16 protein-coding genes and 1 riboswitch are annotated in these 22,977 nt (G+C 72.3%); of the genes, 9 read left to right on the top strand and 7 right to left on the bottom strand.

The genetic code is table 11. The features are described from left to right. Nucleotides 1-82: 82 nt before the first annotated feature. Nucleotides 83-1,963: a phosphoenolpyruvate carboxykinase (GTP) gene (locus QM641_RS07680; protein WP_415115104.1), complete on the bottom strand. Its 1,881-nt coding sequence runs from the start codon at nt 1,961-1,963 to the stop codon at nt 83-85. A 117-nt stretch (nt 1,964-2,080) separates the two neighbouring features. Between QM641_RS07680 and QM641_RS07685 the strand changes: the two genes are divergently transcribed. Then, nucleotides 2,081-3,517 carry a helix-turn-helix domain-containing protein gene (locus tag QM641_RS07685; RefSeq protein ID WP_415115106.1) on the top strand — a complete coding sequence of 479 codons (1,437 nt, stop codon included), beginning with the start codon at nt 2,081-2,083 and terminating at the stop codon, nt 3,515-3,517. A gap of 48 nt (nt 3,518-3,565) precedes the next feature. On the opposite strand, the gene QM641_RS07690 is transcribed toward QM641_RS07685, so the two are convergent. Then, a complete protein-coding gene (locus QM641_RS07690; RefSeq protein WP_415115108.1) occupies nt 3,566-4,633 on the bottom strand; it encodes a winged helix DNA-binding domain-containing protein in 1,068 nt (355 codons plus the stop codon). A gap of 219 nt (nt 4,634-4,852) precedes the next feature. Here QM641_RS07690 and QM641_RS07695 point away from each other — a divergent pair, with 219 nt between their 5' ends. Then, nucleotides 4,853-5,407 carry a hypothetical protein gene (locus tag QM641_RS07695; RefSeq protein ID WP_415115110.1) on the top strand — a complete coding sequence of 185 codons (555 nt, stop codon included), beginning with the start codon at nt 4,853-4,855 and terminating at the stop codon, nt 5,405-5,407. Between the two features lie 171 nt (nt 5,408-5,578). On the opposite strand, the gene QM641_RS07700 is transcribed toward QM641_RS07695, so the two are convergent. Both QM641_RS07700 and glyA read right to left on the bottom strand, forming a co-directional pair. Then, nucleotides 5,579-6,457, bottom strand: coding sequence for a bifunctional methylenetetrahydrofolate dehydrogenase/methenyltetrahydrofolate cyclohydrolase (locus QM641_RS07700; protein WP_415115112.1), 879 nt, complete (start codon nt 6,455-6,457; stop codon nt 5,579-5,581). A gap of 254 nt (nt 6,458-6,711) precedes the next feature. Further along, nucleotides 6,712-7,986 carry a serine hydroxymethyltransferase gene (gene glyA / locus QM641_RS07705; protein WP_415115114.1) on the bottom strand — a complete coding sequence of 425 codons (1,275 nt, stop codon included), beginning with the start codon at nt 7,984-7,986 and terminating at the stop codon, nt 6,712-6,714. A 23-nt stretch (nt 7,987-8,009) separates the two neighbouring features. Further along, a riboswitch (ZMP/ZTP riboswitch) is annotated at nt 8,010-8,093 on the bottom strand. A gap of 17 nt (nt 8,094-8,110) precedes the next feature. Between glyA and QM641_RS07710 the strand changes: the two genes are divergently transcribed. The 7 genes from QM641_RS07710 to QM641_RS07740 all read left to right on the top strand — a co-directional run bounded on the left by QM641_RS07710 (nt 8,111) and on the right by QM641_RS07740 (nt 16,070). Beyond that, the gene (locus tag QM641_RS07710; protein ID WP_415115116.1) at nt 8,111-8,278 is read left to right on the top strand and encodes a hypothetical protein; all 168 of its coding nucleotides are present in this window, start codon (nt 8,111-8,113) and stop codon (nt 8,276-8,278) included. Then, complete coding sequence (gene nagA, locus QM641_RS07715; RefSeq protein WP_415115118.1) at nt 8,275-9,420, top strand: N-acetylglucosamine-6-phosphate deacetylase; 1,146 nt, start codon at nt 8,275-8,277, stop codon at nt 9,418-9,420. Before QM641_RS07710 ends, nagA begins: the two co-directional genes overlap by 4 nt. Nucleotides 9,421-9,817: 397 nt before the next feature. After that, on the top strand, nt 9,818-11,917 hold the full coding sequence (locus QM641_RS07720) for a sigma-70 family RNA polymerase sigma factor (protein WP_415115120.1): 2,100 nt from the start codon (nt 9,818-9,820) through the stop codon (nt 11,915-11,917). Between the two features lie 179 nt (nt 11,918-12,096). Continuing rightward, the gene (locus QM641_RS07725; protein ID WP_415115122.1) at nt 12,097-12,489 is read left to right on the top strand and encodes a YrdB family protein; all 393 of its coding nucleotides are present in this window, start codon (nt 12,097-12,099) and stop codon (nt 12,487-12,489) included. After that, nucleotides 12,486-13,850: an FAD-binding oxidoreductase gene (locus tag QM641_RS07730; RefSeq protein ID WP_415115124.1), complete on the top strand. Its 1,365-nt coding sequence runs from the start codon at nt 12,486-12,488 to the stop codon at nt 13,848-13,850. Before QM641_RS07725 ends, QM641_RS07730 begins: the two co-directional genes overlap by 4 nt. 187 nt (nt 13,851-14,037) lie before the next feature. After that, a complete protein-coding gene (locus QM641_RS07735) occupies nt 14,038-15,465 on the top strand; it encodes a L,D-transpeptidase family protein (RefSeq protein ID WP_415115126.1) in 1,428 nt (475 codons plus the stop codon). Between the two features lie 152 nt (nt 15,466-15,617). Further along, complete coding sequence (locus QM641_RS07740) at nt 15,618-16,070, top strand: GNAT family N-acetyltransferase (protein ID WP_415115128.1); 453 nt, start codon at nt 15,618-15,620, stop codon at nt 16,068-16,070. 351 nt (nt 16,071-16,421) lie between these two features. Here QM641_RS07740 and QM641_RS07745 read toward each other — a convergent pair whose 3' ends face one another. The 3 genes from QM641_RS07745 to QM641_RS07755 form a co-directional block, all read right to left on the bottom strand. Continuing rightward, a complete protein-coding gene (locus QM641_RS07745; RefSeq protein ID WP_415115130.1) occupies nt 16,422-18,641 on the bottom strand; it encodes an NADP-dependent isocitrate dehydrogenase in 2,220 nt (739 codons plus the stop codon). Nucleotides 18,642-18,811: 170 nt separating this feature from the next. Further along, complete coding sequence (locus QM641_RS07750; RefSeq protein ID WP_415115132.1) at nt 18,812-20,626, bottom strand: ABC transporter ATP-binding protein; 1,815 nt, start codon at nt 20,624-20,626, stop codon at nt 18,812-18,814. Further along, nucleotides 20,623-22,476, bottom strand: coding sequence for an ABC transporter ATP-binding protein (locus QM641_RS07755; protein ID WP_415115134.1), 1,854 nt, complete (start codon nt 22,474-22,476; stop codon nt 20,623-20,625). Before QM641_RS07755 ends, QM641_RS07750 begins: the two co-directional genes overlap by 4 nt. Between the last annotated feature and the right edge of the window lie 501 nt (nt 22,477-22,977).

Consider the following 22,977-nt stretch of genomic DNA (forward strand, 5'->3'; position numbering starts at 1 on the left):
GCGGCGGGGGCAGGGCGGGGCGGGGGCGCGGCGGGGGTGGGGCGCGGCGGGACGGGTGGGGCAGGTTGCCGCAGCAGCCGGATCAGGACGCGGCGGCCAACCGGTGGCGGAGCGCGGCGAGCTCCGCACGCAGCGCGGGCGGCAGCCGGTCGCCGAACATCGCGAAGAACTCCTCGGTGAGCTCCGCCTCGCGCAGCCACGATGCGGCATCCACCGCGAAGAGCTCGTCGAGGTCGTCGCGCGAGACGTCGAGCCCGTCCAGGGTCAGGTCGCCGACCCTCGGCAGGCGTCCGATCGGGCTGTCCACCGTGCCCACGGCGCCCTGCACGCGGCGGCAGATCCACTCCACGACCCGTGAGTTCTCGCCGAACCCCGGCCACAGGAACCGGCCGTCGGCGCCCTTGCGGAACCAGTTCACCTGGAAGATCCGCGGCGCGCGGTCGAACCGCAGCGACTGGCCGACCCGCAGCCAGTGCGCGAAGTAGTCCGCCATGTTGTAGCCGCAGAACGGCAGCATCGCGAACGGGTCGCGGCGCAGCTCCCCGACCGTCCCCTCCGCCGCGGCGGTGCGCTCGGACGAGATCGTCGAGCCCAGGAACACGCCGTGCGTCCAGTCCGTCGCCTCGACCACCAGCGGCACGTTCGTCGCCCGCCGACCTCCGAACAGGATCGCATCCAGCGGCACGGCCTCTTCCCAGTCGGGCGCCATCTGCGGGCACTGCGCGGCACTGACCGTGAACCGCGAGTTCGGGTGCGCGGCGGGCGTGCCGGATGCCGGTGTCCACAGCTCCCCCCGCCAGTCGATCAGGTGCGGCGGAGCCTCGTCGGTGAGCCCCTCCCACCAGACGTCGCCGTCCGGGCGCAGGGCCACGTTCGTGAAGATCGTGTGACCCCACAGCGTCTCGACGGCCGTGACGTTGGTCGACTCGCCGGTCCCCGGGGCGACGCCGAAGAAGCCGGCCTCGGGGTTGATCGCCCAGAGCCGCCCGTCGGTGCCGGGCCGCAGCCACGCGATGTCGTCGCCGATGGTCTCCACGCGCCAGCCCGGAAGGGTGGGCCGGAGCATCGCGAGATTCGTCTTGCCGCACGCCGACGGGAACGCCGCGGCGAGATGGAAAGCCGTGCCCTCCGGATCGATCACGCGGATCAGCAGCATGTGCTCGGCGAGCCATCCCTCGTCGCGGCCGATCACCGACGCGATCCGCAGCGCGAAGCACTTCTTGGCGAGGATCGCGTTTCCCCCGTAACCGGAGCCGAACGACCACACCTCGAGCGTCTCGGGGAAGTGCACGATGTACTTCTCGTCGTTGCAGGGCCACGCGGCATCCTGCTCCCCCGGAGCGAGCGGCGCACCCACCGAGTGCACGGTGCGCACCCACGGCTCGCCCGCGGCGATGCGCTCCACGACCGCCGCGCCCACGCGCGTCATGATGCCCATCGAGACCACGGCGTAGGCGCTGTCGGTGAGCTGGACGCCCAGGTGCGACAGCGGCCCGCCCACCGGGCCCATCGAGAACGGTACGACGTACATCGTGCGCCCGCGCATCGAGCCGCGGAACAGCGGCGTGATCGTGGCGCGGATCTCGGCCGGCGCGACCCAGTTGTTCGTCGGACCGGCATCGTCCTCCCGCTCGGACGCGATGAAGGTGCGCGCCTCGGTGCGCGCCACGTCGCTCGGGTGCGAACGGGCCAGGTATGAGCCGGGCCGCCACTCCGGGTTCAGCGCGATGAGCTTGCCCTCGTCGACGAGCCCGCGGAGCAGCCGGGAGTTCTCGGCGGCGGAGCCGTCGACCCAGTGGATGCGGTCGGGCTGGGTGAGCTCTGCCACCTCGGCGACCCAGGCCGTCAGCGAGGCCAGGCCGTCGCCGGCGAGCCGCGGCGGTGCGCCGAACGAGGAGTACGGCGCAGCCTGCCGCGCGCGCGGGGCGGATGCGGGTACGGACAGGATGTCGGCGAGGGCCATGGCGTCTCTCTTCTGGCGTCGGGATGATCAACGATCTTCTTCAGTGTGCGGCATCCATCATCGTCTTCTGCACGGCGATCGTGGAAAGAATCGGTGATCTTTCACTATGCTCAAACTATGGTTCCCTCCGCGCTGGAGCTGTCCACCCTCGGTCGCCGCATCCGTCACCAGCGCCTCTCGCACGGCTACACGCTCGACGCGCTGGGCGCGATCGTCGGGGTCGCCGCCAGCCAGCTCAGTCTCATCGAGAACGGCAGACGCGAGCCCAAGCTGTCGCTCCTGCAGGCGATCGCGACCGCCACCGGCACCGAGGTCGCCGACCTGCTCTCCCCCGAACCGCCCAGCCGACGCGCCGCGCTCGAGCTCGAGCTCGAGCGCGCGCAGGCCAGTCCCGTGTTCCGCCGGCTCGGCATCCCGTCGCTGCGGGTCACCAAGGGCATGAGCGACGAGACGCTCGAAACCGTCGTGGGCCTGCACCGCGAGCTTCAGCGACGGGAGCGCGAGGCGATCGCGACCCCCGAGGAGGCGCGCCGCGCCAACACGGAGCTGAGGCTGCGGATGCGCTCCCGCGACAACCACCTCCCCGACATCGAGCAGCTCGCCGAGCGGCAGCTCAAAGCCGCCGGCCACGTCTCCGGCGCGCTGACCCACCGCACCGTGAGCGTCATGGCCTCGCAGCTCGGCTTCGAGCTGCTCTACGTCAACGACCTGCCGCACTCGACCCGCTCGGTCACCGACCTGGAGAACGGCCGCATCTACCTGCCGCCGGCCTCGATCCCCGGCGGGCACGGCCTGCGCTCGATGGCGCTGCAGGCGATGGCGCACCGACTACTCGGGCACACCCGGCCCGCCGACTACGCCGACTTCCTGCAGCAGCGGCTGGAGATCACCTACTTCGCGGCCTGCTGCCTCATGCCCGAGACCGCGGCCGTCGCGTTCCTGCGACAGGCCAAGAAGGACCGGGATCTCGCCGTCGAGGACTTCCGCGACGCGTTCGGGGTCACCCACGATGCCGCCGCGATGCGGATGACCAACCTGCTGACCGTGCATCTCGGCATCCGACTGCACTTCCTGCGCGTGGAGGAGGCCGGCACCATCGCGCGCGTCTACGAGAACGACGACCTGCCGCTGCCGATGGACGTCACCGGCGCGGTCGAGGGCCAGTTCGTGTGCCGGCGGTTCGCGGCGCGCTCGGCGTTCGCCGAGCAGAACCGCACGACCGAGCACCACCAGTACACCGACACCCCGGCGGGCACGTTCTGGTGCTCCAGCCAGACCGGCATCACCTCCGCGGGCGAGTACTCCGTGACGATCGGGGTGCCGTTCGACGACGCGCGCTGGTTCCGCGGGCGCGGGACCACCAAGCGCGCGCAGTCGTCGTGCCCCGACGAGTCGTGCTGCCGCCGCCCGCCGGAGGACCTCTCCCACCGGTGGGAGAGCAAGGCCTGGCCGAGCGCGCGCGTGCACATGCAGCTGTTCTCGCCCCTGCCGCGCGGCGCGTTCCCCGGGGTCGATGACGGCGAGGTGTACGCATTCCTCGAGCGGCATGCGTGAAGGGGATGCCGGGCGCCGGGGTCTCGGAGCAGCCGATACGCGACCCGGTCAGGCCGTGATGAACCAGCGGTAGCGATCGAGGGCGGCGGCGACCTCGGCATCGCTCGCCGCTGCCGGGTCGAACAGTGCGGGAACCGGATCGTCGGTGTGCCGACCGACCGCGACGGAGTGCGTCCACGTGCCGACGATCGCGCCGTCGGCGAGGAGGATCGGACGGACCATGCCGTTGCGGCCAGGGCCGACTCGCTCGACGACCTCCGGCGGTCCTACGACGCTGCGGTCGGCGTACGAGATGAAGTACTCCTCGAACGGCGGCAACGCCACCACGCGCGGTGCGGCCGACGACCGGCGGGGCCGTTCGGCGGCGACGTAGCGGCCCTCCTCGACGGCGACGAGGCGCTCGGATGCCGCGCGCTCGGCCTCACGCGCTGTGCCCAGCGGCAGGCCCGTCCACCACGCGAAGTCGCGGACGCCGGCCGGCCCGTGCGCGGCGACGAACCGGACGAACAGTTCCGCGAGCGGATCGGACGGGGACGCGGCATCCGCGATCCACTCGTCGGCGAGCACGACGTACTGCTCGCGCGTGGGTGCGCCCTCGCGGGGCACGACCGGCCCCTGTACGAGGACGAGCCGCATCGACAGCGCGCCCAGGAGGTGATAGCCGCGCTGTCCGGCGGTGGCGACACCGCCGCCGTCGAGCACCTCGAACAGCTCGGCGCGCGTGAGCCGGTTGCCACCGGCGAGCACCGCGCGCACAATGCGCTCGGCGCGCTCGAGGTCGTCGTCGGCGATGCCGAGCAGCCGTCGCGCGTTCGCGGCGTGGTGCAGCTGCCGATCGCGCGTGACCGAGAGCACCCAGGGGAGGTCGCGCGCCGGGACGATGTGGATCGTGCCGCGCATCGTCCACGAGCGCACCAGCTCGCCGCGGTCGAACTGCGCGTCGACGTCGCGCACCGACGGGGCGCCGCGCGTGCGCGCGGCAAGCGCCCACCGGCCGCCCCAGAACTCCTGGGCCTGGGTGGCGAGCAGGTGTTCGGCCGCGCCGGCGATCGAGCGGGCCGGCGCCGACAGCCGGTGCGACCGCAGGCGCTCTTGGCGAAGGCGCACGAGCTTCATGCGTCCATCTTCGCGCCGGGCCCCGGCATCCGCCCGCCACACCCCGACCTGACGCGTATTGTCGCCCCGAGCACCCGCCACGACCATACGAGCCAACCGAGCGTGCGCCCGCCCCCGCCCGCCTGGCCCGACTGGTCGCCTTGCGGCGCGCCGAGCCGCCCGCGTGAGCGGGAGCCGGCATCCGGCCCTCGCGATCGTGCGCCGTGAGACGCTTGAAGCATGAAGAAGTGGATCGTCCGATTCGTCTCGCTGCTGGTCTACAACGTGGCCGTGCTGCTGCTGATCGGGGCTCTGACATCCGCGCGGGTGGGCTGGGCGGCGCTGTGGGCCGGCATCGTGCTGACCGCTCTCATGCTCTGGGTCAAGCCGTTGGTCACGCGCTGGTTCCGCTCGATGGCCGCGAAGTCGGCCCACCAGCGCACGAAGACCGGTGAGCTGGTCGTGCAGGGGCTGCTCACCTTCGGCGTCGCGCTCGTCGTGTGGGTGGCGACCGTGCTGTTCTCGCGCGTGAGCGTGGGCGGCTTCTGGGGGTGGGTGCTGCCCCCGATCCTGCTGCTGATCGGATGGTCGGTCTACGCCGCCGTGGACGAGCGGATCGAGGCGCAGACCTCGGCGCTCTACGACCGCGCCGAGGCCGGTATCCGCAACCGCCGCAGCACGTCGCCGACCGACACCGCGCCTGCGTCCACGCCGTCGCCGGACACGCGCGCGGCGCGCGCAGAGCTGCACGACGGGCTCACCGCCGAGCAGCGCCGCATGCTCGACGAGCTCTGACGCGCCCGAGCGGGGCCGATCACCCGCGCCACGGGCCCCCGCCGACAGGGCGCGGCGGAAAGACGTGCCGCTTACAGGGCCGATCGGCCTTCCCGGCCGCGAATCAGCCCGTTCAGGACGGTTCGCCCTGTAAGCGGGACGCGAACGGGGCGAGACCGCGCCCGAGCGCTCCTACAGCGTCCGTTCGGCGGCCTCGACCACGTTGGTCATGAGCAGCGCGACGGTCATCGGCCCGACGCCCCCGGGATTGGGCGACAGCCAGCCGGCCACCTCATCGACCCCGGGCGCCACGTCGCCGTAGACCCGGTCCTTGCCCGACTCGGAATCGGTCTCGCGCGTGACGCCGACGTCGAGCACGGCAGCACCGGGCTTGACGTCCTCGGCACGCACGAGGTGCTTGACCCCGGCGGCCGCGACGATCACGTCCGCCTGACGCAGGTACGACGGCAGGTCGATCGTGCCGGTGTGGGTGAGCGTGACCGTGGCGTTGAGCTGGCGGCGGGTGAGCAACAGCCCGACCGTCCGCCCGATGGTCACGCCGCGGCCGACGACGACGACGTGCTTGCCGTCCAGGTCGTAGCCGCCCCGCAGCAGCAGCTCGATCGCGCCCCGCGGCGTGCATGGCAGCGGGGAGTCGATGCGGCCGTTGACGCCCAGCACGAGGCGCCCGAGGTTCGTGGGGTGGAGGCCGTCGGCATCCTTCGCCGGATCGATCCGCTCCAGGATCGCGTCGGTGTCGAGGTGCTTCGGCAGCGGCAGCTGCACGATGTAGCCGTGGCACGCGGGATCGGCGTTGAGCTCGTCGATGACGGCCTCCACCTCGGCCTGGGTGGCATCCGCGGGCAGCTCGCGCTGGATCGAGTTCATCCCGATCGCCATGGACTGCTTGTGCTTCATCCCCACGTACAGCTGGGATGCCGGGTCGGCACCCACCAGCACCGTCGCGATGCCGGGGACGATGCCGCGCTCGCGCAGTGCCGCGACGCGCTCGGTGAGCTCGGCCTTGATGTCCGCGGCCGCCGCGCGGCCGTCGAGCCTGATCGCTGTCATTTCTGTGTCTCCTTACACTGTCCCGCCATACCCCGGTCCGCTTACGCTGTCCCGCCAGACCCCGCTCCGCGAGACTCCATCCGTGCACCGAGACTGCGTGCTGAGCCTGCAGTCTCGGTGCACCATTGGAGTCTCGCCGAGAGGTGGGGGCGGATGCCAGGGGTGCGGGGCCGACGGGGGTACGGGGCCGGCGGGGGTGCGGCGCCGGCGGCGGGGGTGCGGCGCCGGCGGGGGTAATGCTGCGGCCGGCGGGGTTACTGCTGCAGGTCGGGGTACAGGGGGAACGCGGCGGCCAGGGCGTCCACGCGGGCGCGCAGGGCCTCGACGTCGGCGCCGGGCTGCAGCGCCAGCGCGATCACGTCGGCGACCTCGGTGAACTCCGCGTCGCCGAAGCCGCGGGTGGCGAGCGCGGGCGTGCCGATCCGCAGGCCCGACGTGACCATCGGGGGGCGCGGGTCGTTGGGCACCGCGTTGCGGTTGACCGTGATGCGGATCTCGTGCAGCAGGTCTTCGGCCTGCTTGCCGTCGATCGCGGCGTCGCGCAGGTCGACGAGCACGAGGTGCACGTCGGTGCCGCCCGAGCGCACTGCGATGCCGGCCGCCGCCACGTCGGGCCGCGTGAGCCGCTCGGCGAGGATCGCCGCTCCCCGCACGACGCGCTCCTGGCGCTCACGGAACTCCGGCGTGCCGGCCAGCTTGAACGCCGTCGCCTTCGCAGCGATCACGTGCATGAGCGGACCGCCCTGCTGGCCCGGGAACACCGCGGAGTTGATCTTCTTGGCGAGATCGGCGTCGTTGGTGAGGATGAAGCCCGACCGCGGTCCGCCGATGGTCTTGTGCACCGTGGACGACACGACGTGCGCGTGCGGCACCGGCGAGGGGTGGAGCCCCGCGGCGACGAGGCCCGCGAAGTGCGCCATGTCGACCCACAGGTACGCACCGACCTCGTCGGCGATCGCCCGGAACGCGGCGAAGTCGAGCTGGCGGGGGTAGGCCGACCAGCCCGCGATGATGACCTTCGGCCGGTGCTCGAGGGCGAGGCGGCGCACCTCGTCCATGTCGATGATCGAGGTCTCGGGGTTCACGCCGTACGCGACGATGTCGTACAGGCGGCCGGAGAAGTTGATCTTCATGCCGTGCGTGAGGTGGCCGCCCTGGTCGAGCGAGAGGCCGAGCAGCGTGTCGCCGGGGCGGGCGATCGCGTGCAGCACGGCGGCGTTGGCCGTGGCGCCCGAGTGCGGCTGCACGTTCGCGAACTCCGCGCCGAACAGCTCCTTGGCGCGGGCGATCGCGAGCTCCTCGGCGACGTCGACCTCCTCGCAGCCGCCGTAGTAGCGGCGGCCCGGGTAGCCCTCGGCGTACTTGTTGGTCAGCACGGAGCCCTGCGACTGCAGCACCGACACGGGCACGAAGTTCTCGGAGGCGATCATCTCGAGGAACCCGCGCTGGCGCTGCAGCTCTCGATCGAGCACGGCGGCGATCTCGGGGTCGACCTCGGCGAGCGGTGCGTTGAAGAGGGGATCGGTCATAGCGGACTCCTGACGACGGTTGCTGCATCGGCCCAGGCGTGCGGTCGATTTCCGTGTCGGTCGCTCCCCGGTGGTGGTCCACCTCAACGCCAGTCGCGACCCCCCGATCATAACGGATCGCCGCATGACGATCGTCGCGGCGCTTGTTAGGGTGCCAGAGGCGGCTGCCCGCCGCTCCGGGCCTGCCGCCGCGGCGCAGGACCTGAACTCGGAACCGAACGGACCCGCCGTGCTCGCACCGATCGCGCCGACCCCCGTCGCCGTCGGCCTCGGCGCGGAGGCGGCGCGGTGACAACGCTCATCCACTCGGTCCGACTGGTCGATGACGGCCGGGTGACGGATGCCGCGTGGGTGGCGATCGCGCACGGCACGGTCGTCGCGACCGGCGTCGGGGGCACGTGGGCCGACCTGACCGCGGGCCCTGACACGGAGGTCGTCGACGGCGCGGGGGGCCTGCTCACGCCCGGGTTCGTCGACCTGCACGGCCACGGCGGGGGCGGCGCGGCGTTCGACGACGGCGCCGCCGCGATCGCCGTCGCCCGCGACCTCCACCGCCGGCACGGCACCACGCGCGCGGTGATCTCGCTGGTCACCGCGTCGATCGACGACCTCGCCGAGCGGGTCGCGGTCGTGGCCGATCTCGCCGAGACGGATGCCACGATCCTCGGCTCGCACCTGGAGGGGCCGTTCCTCGACCCCGCGCACAAGGGCGCGCACACCGAGGAGCTGCTGCGGCCGGCCGACCCGGCGTCGGTCGAGCGGCTCCTCGCCGCGGGGCGGGGCACGATCCGCCAGGTGACCCTCGCACCCGAGCGCCCCGGCGCCGATGACGCGATCGGGCGCTTCGTCGCGTCGGGCGTCGCGGTGGCGGTGGGGCACACCGGCGCCGATGCCGAGCAGGCGGCGCACGCTTTCGAGGCGGGGGCGACGATCCTCACGCACGCCTTCAACGCGATGCCCGGCATCCATCACCGCGCGCCGGGTCCGGTGGTGGCGGCGATGCGCGATCCGCGGGTGACGCTGGAGCTCATCGCCGACGGGGTGCACGTGCACCCCGACGTGGTCCGCCTCGCCTTCGCCGGCGCACCGGGCCGCATCGCCCTCGTCACCGACGCGATGGCCGCCACGGGCGCCGCCGACGGGCACTACGAGCTGGGCGGGCTGTCCGTGACCGTCGCCGGAGGTGTGGCCCGCCTCGACGCCACCGGCTCCATCGCCGGCTCCACGCTGACCCAGGATGCCGCGCTGCGGCTGGTCGTGGGCATCGGCGTTCCGCTTCCCGAGGCGGTGGCGGCGTTGACCGCCGTGCCCGCGCGCGCTCTCGGTCTCGACGGCCGCATCGGCACGCTCCGCGTGGGAGCCGCAGGCGATGCGGTGCTCCTGGACGACGACCTGCGCGTCGTCGGGGTCTGGGCCGCCGGCATCCGCGTGTGAATAGCGAAGGGCGGCCGATCCCCCGATCGACCGCCCTCCTTCCCCCAGGTGGCCGGTTCGCCCTCCCCCGAAGACTTTCCCGGCCACCTGTTCAGATGGCCCCGTTCCTCCCCGCCATCACTCGTCCGACCGTCCCCGGTGCTTCCGGACGAGAGCTTTCACTACTCATGGGATGCGCCCTGGGCGGATCTATTACGCGACTTCCGAGATCTTTCCCAACTTTTTTTGCGACGCGGTCCGCTCACCCGCGCGAACCGCCTCGGTGGGGCGCCGCTCATGGCGTTCGAGCCTGCTGGTGTGCTCGGAGCGGATCTGGACGAGAATGGGAAAGGCGCGTCATGATCGTGCCCCGAGCGCGTCTCATAGAAGACGACGTGTGTCGACTCGAAGGAACGCCATGGATTCGAACACCGAACCGCGACCCGATGTCACCGACATCGGCGACGCGGACCTCGTCCTGCGCACCCGTTCGGGTGACAGCGAGGCGTTCGGGGAGCTCTGGCGGCGGCACTACCGCTCCGGCATCACGGTCGCCCGGTCGGTGACCTCCTCGCTCGACCCGGACGATCTGGTGCAGGAGGCCTATACCCGCATCTACCAGTCGATCGTCAAGGGCGGCGGGCCCACCGGGTCGTTCCGCGCGTATCTGTTCACCAGCATCCGCAACGCCGCGGCGGGCTGGGGGCGCGCGCGCCGTGAGACCGCGATCGAGGAGATCGAGGACATCGAGGACCCGGAGTCGTCGGAGCTTGCGACCGACGAGGCGCTGGACCGCAGCCTGACGCACCGCGCGTTCCGGAGCCTTCCGACGCGGTGGCAGGAGGTGCTCTGGTACTCCGAGATCGAGCAGATGAAGCCGGCCGAGATCGCTCCGCTGCTCGGTATGAAGCCGACGGCCGTCGCGCAGCTCACCTTCCGCGCACGAGAGGGCCTGCGCGAGGCGTGGATCCAGGCCCACCTCAACTCGGTGGCCGAGGACTCCCCGTGCCAGTGGACGATCGAGCGACTCGGCGCGTACGCGCGCGGCAACCTCGGCCGGCGCGATCACGGCAAGGTCGAGACCCACCTGGCCGACTGCGCACGCTGCACCATCGTGGCCTCGGAGGCCAAGGACGTCTCCGGGCGGCTTGCGCTGGTACTGCTGCCGCTCGCGTTGGGCGGCACGGCCGCGACGGCCTACCTCGCGACGCTGCAGGGCGGTGCGGCGCCCATCGTGGCGCTGGCTGCCGGCACCACGCCGGCCTGGCCCGGAGCGGCCGTCACCGGCGCGGCGTTGGACGCGGGTACGGGACTGGGCTCCGGTGCGGGCTTGGCGTCGGTCGCCGAGGCCGGCACCGCGGTCGGATCCGGCGCGGGAGCAGCGGGTGCGGGAGTCGTGGGTTCCGGCGCGGCGAGCTCGGGCGCAGCGGGCTCGGGCGCAGCAGGTTCCGGCGCAGCAGGTTCCGGCGCAGCGGGCTCCGGCGCAGCGGGCTCCGGCGCGGCGGGTTCCGGTGCAGCGGGCTCGGGCGCAGCCGGAGCTGCCGGGTCGGGCGCCGTCGCCGGCGCGGCCGGCGGGAGCGCCGCAGCCACCGGGGGCGTACTGACCGGCGTGGGCGCGTGGGTCGCGGTGGCGGCTGCCGGGGCGCTCGTCGTCGGTGGATCGATCGCGGCCGCGGTCCTCCTCCCGCCGACGACCTCGATCACCGAGTCCGCGACCGACCAGACCACGACCGAGCAGACGACCGACACGGATGCCGCGACCACGACCGTGCCGGGACCGGCCACACTGCCGGCCCCCTCGGTGCCGGCGGCGCCGGTCGTTCCAGACTCCGAGGACGAGCAGACCGACACCGTGGTTCCGGGCGCGACGCTCCCCGGGCCCGTCGATCCCGGAACCGTCGACCCCGGAACCACCGACCCCGGAACCACCGACCCCGGAACCACCGACCCCGGAACCATCAACCCCGTCGACCCGGTCGACCCCGTCGATCCGGTAGACCCGGTGGACCCCGTCGACCCCGTAGACCCGGTCGACCCCGTAGACCCCGTAGACCCCGTAGACCCGGTAGACCCGGTAGACCCGGTAGACCCGGTCGACCCCGTAGACCCCGTAGACCCGGTAGACCCGGTAGACCCGGTCGACCCGGTCGACCCCGTCGACCCCGTCGACCCGGTCGATCCCGGAACCACCGACCCCGGGTCGACGCTCCCCGACGGCTCGCCGGCGGTGGGCAGCACGGACGTGGAGTTCGTCGGGATCCAGCTCAACCTCCACCTGCACCTGTCCGGCGCGCCGGACTCGACCGTCGAGGTGCTGCTGGACGGTGCGCAGAAGGGCCTGATCACACTCGACTCCGCCGGTGCCGGCGAGATCACGCTGCGACCGACGCTGTTCGAGCTGCTGCGCGATGTCGATGTCGAGCTGCGCTACGTCGCCGGCGACCAGGTCGGCACCGCGTCAGCCGTGTCGCTCAGCGACCTGATCGATCCGGAGTCGATCCGCGCGGAGCTCGGCTGAGGCATCCGCTCTCGCTGCCGAACCGCCGCCGCCGTGTCGCCCGCCACCGAAGTTCGGAGAGTCGCGCGTACTTCGGAGGATTCGGCCGAGATCCTCCGAACTTCGCGCGATCCTCCGGAGTTCGTGCGGCCCCGCCATGCCCCGGCGCCGCGGAAAAGGCAGCCCCTACACTGGAGTCCATGCCCGAGACCGCGTACGTGAGGCCGCAGCCGCCCGCCGCGCCCAGCGGGATGCCGGTGCGACTGACCGCCGTCGATGTGCTCGCCTTCCTGTGCGAGCTGTTCGCCTTCGGCACGCTCGCCGTGTGGGGTTTCACGGCCTGGCCGCTCCCCTGGAACATCGTGGTGGGCATCGGGGCGCCGGTGCTGGCGATCCTGCTGTGGGCGCTGTTCGTCTCTCCCCGCGCGGTCGTCCCCGTCCACCCGTTCGTTCGCGCCCTCGTCGAGCTGCTCGTCTACGCCAGCGCCACCCTGGCCTGGTGGAGCGGCGGGCAGGCCTGGGTCGGCCTCGGGTTCGGCGCGATCGCCGTGACGACCGGGCTCATCGCGGGGCGACGCCGCCTGTCGGCATGAGCGACGACGTGCTCGCGCAGCTGCGCGCAGAGCTCGGCGATCGGGTCGACACGGATGCCGCCGTGCTCCAGGCCGCGCGGGCGGACAAGTCCGGGCACGCATCCCCCGGCCCTCCGCGGGCCGTCGTGCACGCGGCATCCGTCGCCGACGTGCAGGCGACGCTGCGCATCGCCCACCGCACCGGGACCCCGGTGGTGACCCGAGGGGCGGGAACGGGCCTGGCCGGCGGCGCCAACGCGGGCCCGGGCGAGCTCGCGCTCTCGGTGCGCGCGATGGACCGCATCCTGGAGATCCGACCCGACGACCTGCTGGCTGTGGTGGAGCCGGGGATCGTCAACGCCGACCTGAACGCGCAGCTCGCCGAGCACGGCCTGTGGTGGGCGCCCGACCCGGCCAGCCGGGAGATCTCGACGGTGGGCGGGAACATCGCCACCGGCGCAGGGGGCCTGCTGTGCGCGAAGTACGGCGTGGTCCGCGACGCCGTGCTCGGCATCGACCTCGTGCTCGCCGACGGGCGGCTGCTGCGCCTCGGCCACCGGAGCGTCAAGGGCGTCACCGGTCTCGACCTCACGGCCCTCGTGATCGGGTCGGAGGGCACGCTCGGGGTCGTCGTGGGTGCGACGCTGAAGCTTCGCCGGCTCGTGCCCGGCGAGGTCCGCACGATCGTGGCGATGTTCTCCGACGTGCACGCCGCGGCCACGGCCGCGGCCGCCGTCACCGCCTCGGGGGTGCAGCCGGCGATCATGGAGCTCATGGACGCGCCCAGCCTCGCCGCCGTCCATGCCCTGCTCGGCATGGACCGCCCGGCGCCCGGCGCCGCGCAGCTGACGATCCAGACCGACGGGCCCGCTGCGGCCGCCGAGGCCGACGCCATCGCCGCGGTGCTGCGCGAGAACGGCGGCGCGGTGCGCGTGGCCGCAGACCCGGCCGAGGGTGAACGCCTCCTCGCCGTGCGCAGGGCTCTGCACCCCGCGATGGAATCGCTCGGCACGAGCCTCATCGAGGACGTCTCGGTGCCGCGCAGCGCCCTGCCCGCGATGTACGACGAGATCGCGCGCATCGAGCGCGAGCGCGGCATCCGCATTCCCACCGTGGCGCACGCCGGCGACGGAAACCTGCACCCGAACTTCGTGTTCGACGGCCCGGACGTTCCCGATGAGATCTGGGATGCCGCCGACGAGCTGTTCCGCTCGGCGCTGCGGCTGGGCGGCACCCTCACGGGCGAGCACGGCGTCGGAGTGCTCAAGCGGCGGTGGCTGGCCGACGAGCTCGGCGACGACCAGTGGGAGCTGCAACGCCGGATCAAGGCGGTCTTCGACCCCACCGGCATCCTCAATCCCGGCAAGGTCTTCGCACACTGACCGGGCTCCCCGCCCGGGGTGGCCGGGCCCGTCCGGCGACACGCGGGGCGCCGGGAGGCCCGGGCTTTACAGATTTGTTATCTTCGAAGGGCCGCCCGCATGCCTCCGGTCCGGTGACCCGGTCAGCGGGATCCGTCGTGATCCCGTACCATGGGGGTGCGCGCATGCATGGAACCGGGGGGTACGAGTGACCGATACGGCCACGAAAGAGCTGACCGACGGCGTCGGAGACGCCTCCGCAGGAACACCCGAGGTCCAATGGGCCCCCGCCGAGCCGGCGCCGAAGAAGCGGCGGCTGTGGCTGTGGATCGGGGTTCCGGCCGGCCTGATCGCCTGCGGCGCTGCCGCGGCCGGCCTGCTGCTGATCGCCCCCGGCACCACGGTGGCCGGCGTTCCCGTGGGCTTCATGACCCCCGGCGCCGCCGCCGAGGCGGTCGATGCCGGACTCGCCGGCATGACCGTGTCGATCAAGGGCGGCAAGAGCGTCACCGGCGCCGAGCTGGGCGCGTCTGTGGATGCCACCGCCATCACCGCGGAGACGTTCGAGGAGCGTCCGCTGTGGAACGTGACGCAGTGGTTCGGCGACCCCGAGCCGGCCGAGGTCACCCTCGACCCCGCGAAGGCGGACGCCGCGCTCCGGCAGGCCGCGCCGTCGCTGTACACCGACGCGACGCCCGCCGCGCTCACCTTCGACGGCACGTCCTACGTCGTGACCCCCGCCGTCCCGGGCCAGGGCATAGATCTCGACGCGCTCACCGCGAACGTCCAGTCCGCCTTCGACGCCGGCGACGCTGCCGTGACCGTGACCCCGAAGGCCGCCCTGGCCGACTCGACGATCACGACCGAGAAGGCCACCGCCACCGCCGGCATCCTCAACACGATGCTCGACAGCGTCGGGTTCTACGTCGGCGACGAGCGCACCGTGCCGGTCGCCCGCGACGTCGCCGCGAGCTGGCTGACGGTCACGACCGACGACGCCGGCGACTTCAAGATCGCCGCCGACGCCGCCGCGATCCAGCCGGTCGTCGACACGCTCGCGCCGCTGGTGAACCGTGGCGCGCAGAACGGCGCCGTCGTGACGAACTCGTCGGGCGAGGTGCTCGAGACGATCACCCAGGGACTGGACGGACGCACGCTCGGCGACACCGCGGGCGTCGCGAACGCCTTCGCCGAGCAGCTGGCCGGCGGAAACAGCGCCTACCAGCTGCCGGTCACCTCGGTCGCCCCGGTGACCACGAGCCTCCACCGCGAGATCGAGGTCGACCTCAGTGCACAGGTCCTGTACATGAAGGAGAACGGCGCGGTCGTCGACTCCTGGTACATCTCCAGTGGTCGCCCCGGACCGTCGGCGACCGCCGCCGGTCACTTCACGGTGAACTGGCACGTGCGGTCGCAGACCATGACCGGTACCGCGTTGGACAGCGGTGTGTCCTACGATGTCCCGAACGTCGAGTGGGTCATGTACTTCAACGGCGACCAGGCCTTCCACGGCGTGTACTGGCACAGCGACTTCGGCACTCCGCACAGCAACGGCTGCGTCGGCATGCCCAACTGGCGCGCCGAGCAGCTCTACGACTGGACGGCCAACGGCGTCGAGGTGTGGACGCACTACTGAGCCATGGCACGCGAGTGGGCCCCCGGTCGATGGCCGGGGGCCCACTCTTCGTTCCGTCACCGCGGTGACGCGACGGTGAACGAATCCAGTGTGTTGTCCACGGGGTGACCGCACCGGGTGCCGCCCGATCGAACGGCGGGTAGCCTGGACCCATGACTCAGCTACGACTCGTGGATCTGTCCGCCGCGACGATCGTCGCGGTCAATGCCATGTCGCTCAAGCCCGGACAGGAGCAGTATCTGGCGCCGACGAGCTATGCCGTGGCCGCCGCCGTCGTCAACCCGGCCACCGCATGGCAGCGGGTCGTGCTCGACGGCGACGAGGTGGTCGGCTTCGTCAGCGCCAGCTTCGATCCGGACGCACCGCAGGAGCACTTCCGCTCCGTGCTGTGGCGCATCAACGTCGATGCCGACGACCAGGGCCGCGGCGTCGGGCGCTTCATCATCGAGAACCTGGTGGCCGAGGCGCGCCGCCGCGGCATGGACCACATCGACGCGATCTTCGAGGGCGGCGAGGGCGGCCCGGAGGCCTTCTTCCGCCGGGTCGGTTTCGAGCCGGTCGGCGAGACCGAGTACGGCGAGGTCATCGCCGAGATCCGGGTCTGACGCACGGCATCCCCGCCCGCCGGGCGCGCTCGAGCCCTCTCGCACACCCTCGCGCCCCCTCGCGCACCCTCGCGTACCCCTCGCGCACCCTCGCACCCCTCGCGCCCCCTCGCGCCCCCTCGCGCACCCCTCGCGCCCCCTCGCGAGTCACTGCCTTGCCACGCGAGTCACTGCCTTGCTCGCGAGTCACTGCCCTCCAGCGCAGTGACTCGCCCGCAAGACAGTGACTCGGCGCGGGCAGGGCGCGACCGGGCTCGGCCCGGGCAGGGTGCGGGCAGGGTGTGACGCGGGCAGGGTGCGACCGGGGCACCCCGAGGGGCCGGGCGGGCAGAGGTCAGCCCGGGGCAGAGGTCAGCCCAGCGCGTCGATGACCTCGTTGAACGCGGCCGACGGCCGCATGACCGCCGCGACCTTCGCCGGGTCGGGGCGGTAGTAGCCGCCGATATCGGCGGGCGAGCCCTGCACGGCCAGCAGCTCCGCGACGATCTGCCCCTCGCGCTCGGCGAGCGCCGCCGCGACCGGCGCGAACGTCTCCGCGAGAGCGGCGTCGTCCCGCTGCGCGGCGAGCTCCTGCGCCCAGTACAGGGCGAGGTAGAAGTGGCTGCCGCGGTTGTCGATCGTGCCGAGCCTGCGCCCCGGCGACCGGTCGTGCTCCAGGAAGGCGCCGGTGGCGGCATCCAGCGTGTCGGCCAGCACCTTCGCCTGCGCGTTGCCGGTGAACTCGGCGAAGTGCTCCAGCGACGCGGCGAGCGCGAAGAACTCCCCCAGCGAGTCCCAGCGCAGATAGTCCTCGGCCACGAGCTGCTGCACGTGCTTGGGGGCCGACCCGCCGGCTCCGGTCTCGAACAGGCCGCCGCCGGCCAGGAGCGGCACGATCGAGAGCATCTTGGCGCTCGTGCCGACCTCCAGAATCGGGAACAGGTCGGTGAGATAGTCGCGCAGCACGTTGCCGGTGACCGAGATCGTGTCCGCTCCCGCACGCAGGCGGTCCAGCGAATACTGGGTCGCGGCGGCGGGCGGCAGGATCTCGATCGTGAGGCCGTCGGTGTCATGCTCGGCGAGGTAGGTGCGCACCTTGCCGATGAGGGTCGCATCGTGCGCGCGGTCCTCGTCGAGCCAGAACACCGCGGGGGCGCCGGTGGCGCGCGCACGCGTGACCGCGAGCCCCACCCAGTCCCGGATCGCGACGTCCTTGGTCTGCGTGGCGCGCCAGATGTCGCCGGGCCGCACCTCGTGCTCGATCAGCACCTCGCCGTCCTGGTTCACGACCTGGACGACCCCGGATGCCGCGATCTCGAACGTCTTGTCGTGGCTGCCGTACTCCTCGGCGGCCTGGGCCATGAGCCCCACGTTCGGCACGGTGCCGATCGTGGCGGGGTCGAGCGGACCCTTCGCGATGACATCCTCGATGACCGTCTGGTAGACCCCCGCGTAGGACGAGTCGGGGATGACGGCCAGCGTGTCGTCCTCGCCGCCGTCGGCGCCCCACAGCTTGCCGCCGTTGCGGATGAGCGCCGGCATCGAGGCGTCCACGATCACATCGGACGGCACGTGCAGGTTCGTGATGCCGCGGTCGGAGTTCACGTACGACAGGCGGGGCCCGCGCGCGAGGTCGGCGGCGATCGCCGCGGCGATCTCGTCGCCGCCGGCGACGAGAGGCAGGCCCGCGAGGATCGCGCCGAGCCCGTCGTTCGGGGTGAGTCCGGCCGCGGCGATCGCGTCGCCGTAGCGGTCGAACACGTCGGCGAAGTAGGCCTTGACGACGTGGCCGAAGATGATCGGGTCGCTCACCTTCATCATCGTGGCCTTCAGGTGCACCGAGTACAGCACGTCGTCGTCGCTCGCGGCGCGGAGCGTGTCGGCGAGGAAGGCGTCGAGGGCCGTAGCGGAGAGGAACGTGGCATCCACCACCTCACCGGGGACGACGGTCAGCCCCGTCTTGAGCGGGGTGACCGTGCCGTCGGACGCCACGTGCCGGATCGCGAGCACATCGTCGGCGGCGATGACGACCGACTTCTCGTTCGAGCGGAAGTCGTCGTGGCCCATCGTCGCGACGCGCGTCTTCGAGCCCTCGGCGAACGGCTTGTTGCGGTGCGGGTGCTTTCGGGCGTAGTTCTTCACCGACAGCGGGGCGCGACGGTCGCTGTTTCCCTCGCGCAGCACGGGGTTGACCGCGGAGCCCTTGATGCGGTCGTAGCGGGCGCGGGCGTCGCGCTCGGCATCGGTCGTCGGCTCGTCCGGGTAGTCGGGCAGGTCGTAGCCGTCGGCCTGCAGCTCCGCGATCGCGGCCTTCAGCTGCGGGATGGATGCCGAGATGTTCGGCAGCTTGATGATGTTGGCCTCGGGGGTCTTCGCCAGCTCGCCGAGTTCGGCCAGGGCATCGCCGACGCGCTGATCGTCTCGCAGGCGCTCCGGGAAGGCGGCGAGGATCCGCCCGGCCAGCGAGATGTCGCGCGTCTGGATCGACACCCCCGCCCGGCCGGTCACGGCCTGCACGATCGGCAGGAACGACGCCGTCGCGAGCGCCGGAGCCTCGTCGGTGTGGGTGTAGATGATTGTGGGCTCGGTCACCTGTCGTGCTCCCGTTCGCGTGGCCATGCGGTCCGTATCAAGATACCCCGGCGTCGCGTCACGCCATCGCCGTCCCGCACCCGGGTACGCCCGCCCAGCCTCGCGAAACCTCCCGTCTGCACCGTTTGAGCCCTGAAAACGGTGCAGACGCGCGGTCTCGCGGGGGGGCGTCAGACCAGCGACTCGCGCCAGGCGGCGTGCAGCTTCGCGAACGCTCCGTCGCCGGCGATGAGAGCCTCGGGGGTGTCGTCCTCGACCATCTCGCCGCCCGACATCACCAGCACCCGATCGGCGATCGCCACCGTCGACAGGCGGTGCGCGATGATGATCGCGGTCCGGTCGGCCAGCAGGGTCTGCAGCGCCTGCTGCACCTGCCGCTCCGACGGGATGTCCAGCGACGCGGTCGCCTCGTCGAGGATCAGCACCGCCGGGTCCGCCAGGAACGCCCGCGCGAACGAGATCAGCTGCCGCTGCCCGGCCGACACGCGCCCGCCGCGCTTGTTCACGTCGGTGTCGTACCCGTGCGGGAGGCGCTGGATGAAGGCATCCGCCCCCACCGCCCGAGCCGCCGCGCGGATCTCCTCGAACGTCGCGTCGGGCCTGCCGAGTGCGATGTTGTCGGCGACGGTGCCGCTGAACAGGTACGCCTCTTGCGTGACCATCACGATCGCCCGCCGCAGGTCCTTCGGACGCAGCCGCCGCAGGTCCACGCCGTCGAGCGTCACGCGGCCCTCGATGGGGTCGTAGAAGCGCGCGACCAGCTTGGCGAGCGTCGACTTGCCCGCCCCCGTCGTGCCCACCAGCGCCACGGTCTGCCCCGCGGGGATCCCCAGGGTGAAGCGCGGGAGGATCGTGCGGTCGCCCGCATAGCCGAACACGACGTCGTCGAATCGGATGCCGCCGCGCGCGTGCTCCAGCGGCACCGGGTCGACCGGGTCGGGCACCGACCGACGCTCCTCCAGCACCCCCGACACCTTCTCCAGCGCCGCGGTGGCCGCCTGGTAGGAGTTGAGGAAGAACACCACCTCCTGCAGCGGGGAGAAGAAGTTGCGCACGTACAGCACGGCGGCAAGGAGCGTCCCGATCAACAGAGTCCCGTCGGCCACGCGCAGGCCGCCCCACAGCAGCACGAGCGCCACCGACACCGCCGCGACCGTCATCATGCCGGGGTCGAAGATGCCGAACAGCCTCATCGAGCGGAGATTCACGTCGCGGTAGTCGGCGGCCTCCTTCCCGAACACACGGTCGTCGCGCTCCTCCTTGCGGAACGCCTTGACGGCGCGGATGCCGGTCATCGTCTCCACGAAGGTCACGATGACCCGCGCGCTGATCACGCGCGACTCGCGGTAGACGCGCTGCGCGTTGACGAAGAACCACCGCGTCAATCCCGCCAGCGGCACCGCCATGACCAGGAGCACCGCGCCGGAGCGCCAGTCCAGCAGCAGGAGCGCGATGAGGGTGAAAGCACCATAGAGGACTCCGGAGACGAGCTCGTTGAGGCCTCCGTCCAGCAGCTCCCTGATCGATTCCAGGTCGCTGGTCTGCCGCGAGATGATGCGCCCCGAGGTGTATGACTCGTGGAACTCCAGGCTCAGCCGCTGCGTATGCCGGAAGATGCGGGTGCGCAGGTCGAGCATGACCGCCTGCGTGAGCCGTGCGGCGATGACCGCGTACCAGCCGATGAGCGCAGCCCCGAGCACGGCCGTGACCAGGTACACCGCGACGACGAGCACCGTCGGCGTCCAGTCCAGTTCGTCGACGACCGCCGGCAGCGCCGCGTCGATGCCGTAGGCGACCAGGGCCGGCCCGAGCACGCGCATCGCGGTGGAGACCACGAGCACCACGCCGGCGAGCACGAACTGCGCGCGCAGGCCTGCGACGAGCGAGCCCAGCAGGCGCAGCGAACGCCGGCGGATCGCCCGGGACTCCTCGCGCGTGTAGTCGGTGCGGTCCTCGCCGCCGATGCCATGGACGGACGTGCTCATCGGGTCGCCTCCGTCTCGCGCGGGCGCGCCCGATCGACCTCGAGGCTCGAGATGACGTGCCGGTAGTGCGCGCTGGAGCGCAGCAGCTCGGAATGCGTGCCGACCGCGGCGATGCGGCCGTCCTGCAGCAGCGCGACACGGTCGGCCAGGGCCACGGTCGAAGGCCTGTGGGCCACCACGAGCGCGGTCGTGTCGGCGAGCACCTCGCGCAGCGCGTCTTCGACGAGCGCCTCGGTATCGACGTCGAGGGCCGACAGCGGGTCGTCGAGCACGAGCACGATCGGCCGCGCCGCGACCGCACGAGCGAGCGCCAGCCGCTGCCGCTGACCGCCGGAAAGGCTCAGCCCCTCCTCGCCGATGATCGTGTCGACCCCGTCGGGAAGCTCGTCCACGAACCCGGCCTGAGCCACCGCGAGCGCCTCGCGCAGCACGGCATCCGCGTCGGGACCGCCCGCGGCGAGGTCCTCTCGACCGAGCAGCACGTTCTCGCGCACGCTCTGCGAGAACAGCGTCGCGTCCTCGAAGGCCATGCCGACGTGGGTGCGCAGCTCGTGCAGGGTGAGGTCGCGCACGTCGACGCCGTCGAGGGTCACCCGGCCCGCCGTCGCGTCGTACAGCCGCGCGGGCAGGGTCGTGAGGGTCGTCTTGCCGCTGCCGGTGAGACCCACCAGGGCCATCGTCTCCCCGGGCCGGAGCTCGAGGTCGATGCCGTCGAGGACGTCGCGCTCGGCGGCCGCGGCATCCTGATATCGGAAGTGCACGCCCTCGAACGCGAGCGCCCCCCGTGGCCGGTCGAGGCGGACCGGCTCGGCCGGGTCGACGATCGTGTTCTCCTCGTCGAACACCTCGTACAGGCGGTCGGTCGCGGTGCGGGCGTCGAGCAGGAACGAGAAGAGGAACCCGATCGACTCCATCGGCCAGCGCAGCACGGTCGCCATGGCGAAGAACGCGATCAGCTCAGACACGGCCAGCTGGCCCAGCTGGGCGAGCAGGATGCCGGCGCCCAGGCACAGCGCGAACGCGATGTCGGGCAGGAGCACGAGCCAGAACCAGATCCAGCCGACCGCGCGCGCCTTGCCGATCTCGGTCGCGCGCAGGGTCTCGGCCTGCCGCACGAAGGCGCGCAGGGCATGCCCTCCGCGGCCGAACGCCTTCAGGACCCGGATGCCGTGCACGCTCTCCTCGACGGAGGTGGCGAGGTCGCCGGCCTGATCCTGGCTCAGTCGCGTGAGCGCGCCGTACGTGCGCTCGAAGCGGTAGCCGGCGTACCACAGCGGCAGGCTCGTGACGAGGAACACCGTCCCCAGCAGCCAGTGCCAGCGGTACAGCAGCGCGCTGCCGACGGCGATGGTGAGCACGTTGACCACGAGGAGGACGAGACCGAAGGCGAACCAGCGCCGGATCGTGCCGAGGTCCTGCATCATGCGCGAGAGCAGCTGGCCGGACTGCCAGCGATCGTGGAACGCGACCGGCAGCCGTTGCAGGCGGGAGTAGAACGAGGTCCGCATGGCGTACTCGATGTTCGCGGAGGGGTGCATCACGAGCCATCGCCGCGCCCATACCATGGCGGCCTCGAGCAGTCCGAGCCCGAGGACGGCGAGCACGCCCCAGCTCAGCTGCGCGCGGTCGCCGGAGGAGATCGGCCCGCGCACGAGCGCCTCGAGCACGAGCGGGATCGACAGAGCCAGCAGGCTCGCCACGAGCGCGCTGACCGCGCCCAGCGCGAGCCGGGGCAGTGCAGGGCGCGCGAACGGCATCAGTCGCGCAAGCGCGCGGGCGGTCGACAGCTGCGCGCCGCGCCGCTGCGGCGCGGCGCCGATGTCGGTCGGGGTGCGGTCGGAGGAGGGCATGATCCTTGTGGGTTCGTTCGGGGTTCTCGTGGAACACGGGCGGACGCCGGTCTCCGTGACGCGCGCGACGACGCGAGCGCGGACCGGGGCCTGTGAAGGGTGAACGCGGAGGCGGACGGGTCTATGCCGTCCGGGGCACGGGCCTGCTAGGCGTGGCGCCCGGAGCCGACCCGGAGGACGGCGACCGTGGCGGGCTTCGCGATCACGACGGCCTGAAACATGGCATCCTCCTTGGGTTCGAGCGGCATTCGACGTCGGAGGTCACCGACACGGCGACACGACAGCCCTCCAGGCTATGCCCGGACTGCGCTGCGCGCAACCACGGTCCTCCCGCCCCGCTCCGCCCTCCCCGCTCCTCCCTCCCCGCTCCGCCCTCCTCGCTCCTCTCCTCCCTCCCCGCTCCGCCCTCCCTCCCGCCCGCCCTCCCCGCCCGCCGTCCCCTCCCCGCTCCGCCCTCCCCGCTCCGCCCTCCCCGCTCCTCCCGCCCCGCCCTCCCCGCCC

The sequence above is a fragment of the Microbacterium sp. genome (assembly GCF_047605725.1).
Classification (GTDB): Bacteria; Actinomycetota; Actinomycetes; order Actinomycetales; family Microbacteriaceae; genus Microbacterium.

Excerpts from the sequence above, each read along its gene's own strand:
- QM641_RS07680 (WP_415115104.1), bottom strand. The coding sequence starts at position 1,963 with ATGGCCCTCGCCGACATCCTGTCCGTACCCGCATCCGCCCCGCGCGCG.
- QM641_RS07685 (WP_415115106.1), top strand. The coding sequence starts at position 2,081 with ATGGTTCCCTCCGCGCTGGAGCTGTCCACCCTCGGTCGCCGCATCCGT.
- QM641_RS07690 (WP_415115108.1), bottom strand. The coding sequence starts at position 4,633 with ATGAAGCTCGTGCGCCTTCGCCAAGAGCGCCTGCGGTCGCACCGGCTG.
- QM641_RS07695 (WP_415115110.1), top strand. The coding sequence starts at position 4,853 with ATGAAGAAGTGGATCGTCCGATTCGTCTCGCTGCTGGTCTACAACGTG.
- QM641_RS07700 (WP_415115112.1), bottom strand. The coding sequence starts at position 6,457 with ATGACAGCGATCAGGCTCGACGGCCGCGCGGCGGCCGCGGACATCAAG.
- glyA (WP_415115114.1), bottom strand. The coding sequence starts at position 7,986 with ATGACCGATCCCCTCTTCAACGCACCGCTCGCCGAGGTCGACCCCGAG.
- QM641_RS07710 (WP_415115116.1), top strand. The coding sequence starts at position 8,111 with ATGACGATCGTCGCGGCGCTTGTTAGGGTGCCAGAGGCGGCTGCCCGC.
- QM641_RS07720 (WP_415115120.1), top strand. The coding sequence starts at position 9,818 with ATGGATTCGAACACCGAACCGCGACCCGATGTCACCGACATCGGCGAC.
- QM641_RS07725 (WP_415115122.1), top strand. The coding sequence starts at position 12,097 with ATGCCCGAGACCGCGTACGTGAGGCCGCAGCCGCCCGCCGCGCCCAGC.
- QM641_RS07730 (WP_415115124.1), top strand. The coding sequence starts at position 12,486 with ATGAGCGACGACGTGCTCGCGCAGCTGCGCGCAGAGCTCGGCGATCGG.
- QM641_RS07740 (WP_415115128.1), top strand. The coding sequence starts at position 15,618 with ATGACTCAGCTACGACTCGTGGATCTGTCCGCCGCGACGATCGTCGCG.
- QM641_RS07750 (WP_415115132.1), bottom strand. The coding sequence starts at position 20,626 with ATGAGCACGTCCGTCCATGGCATCGGCGGCGAGGACCGCACCGACTAC.
- QM641_RS07755 (WP_415115134.1), bottom strand. The coding sequence starts at position 22,476 with ATGCCCTCCTCCGACCGCACCCCGACCGACATCGGCGCCGCGCCGCAG.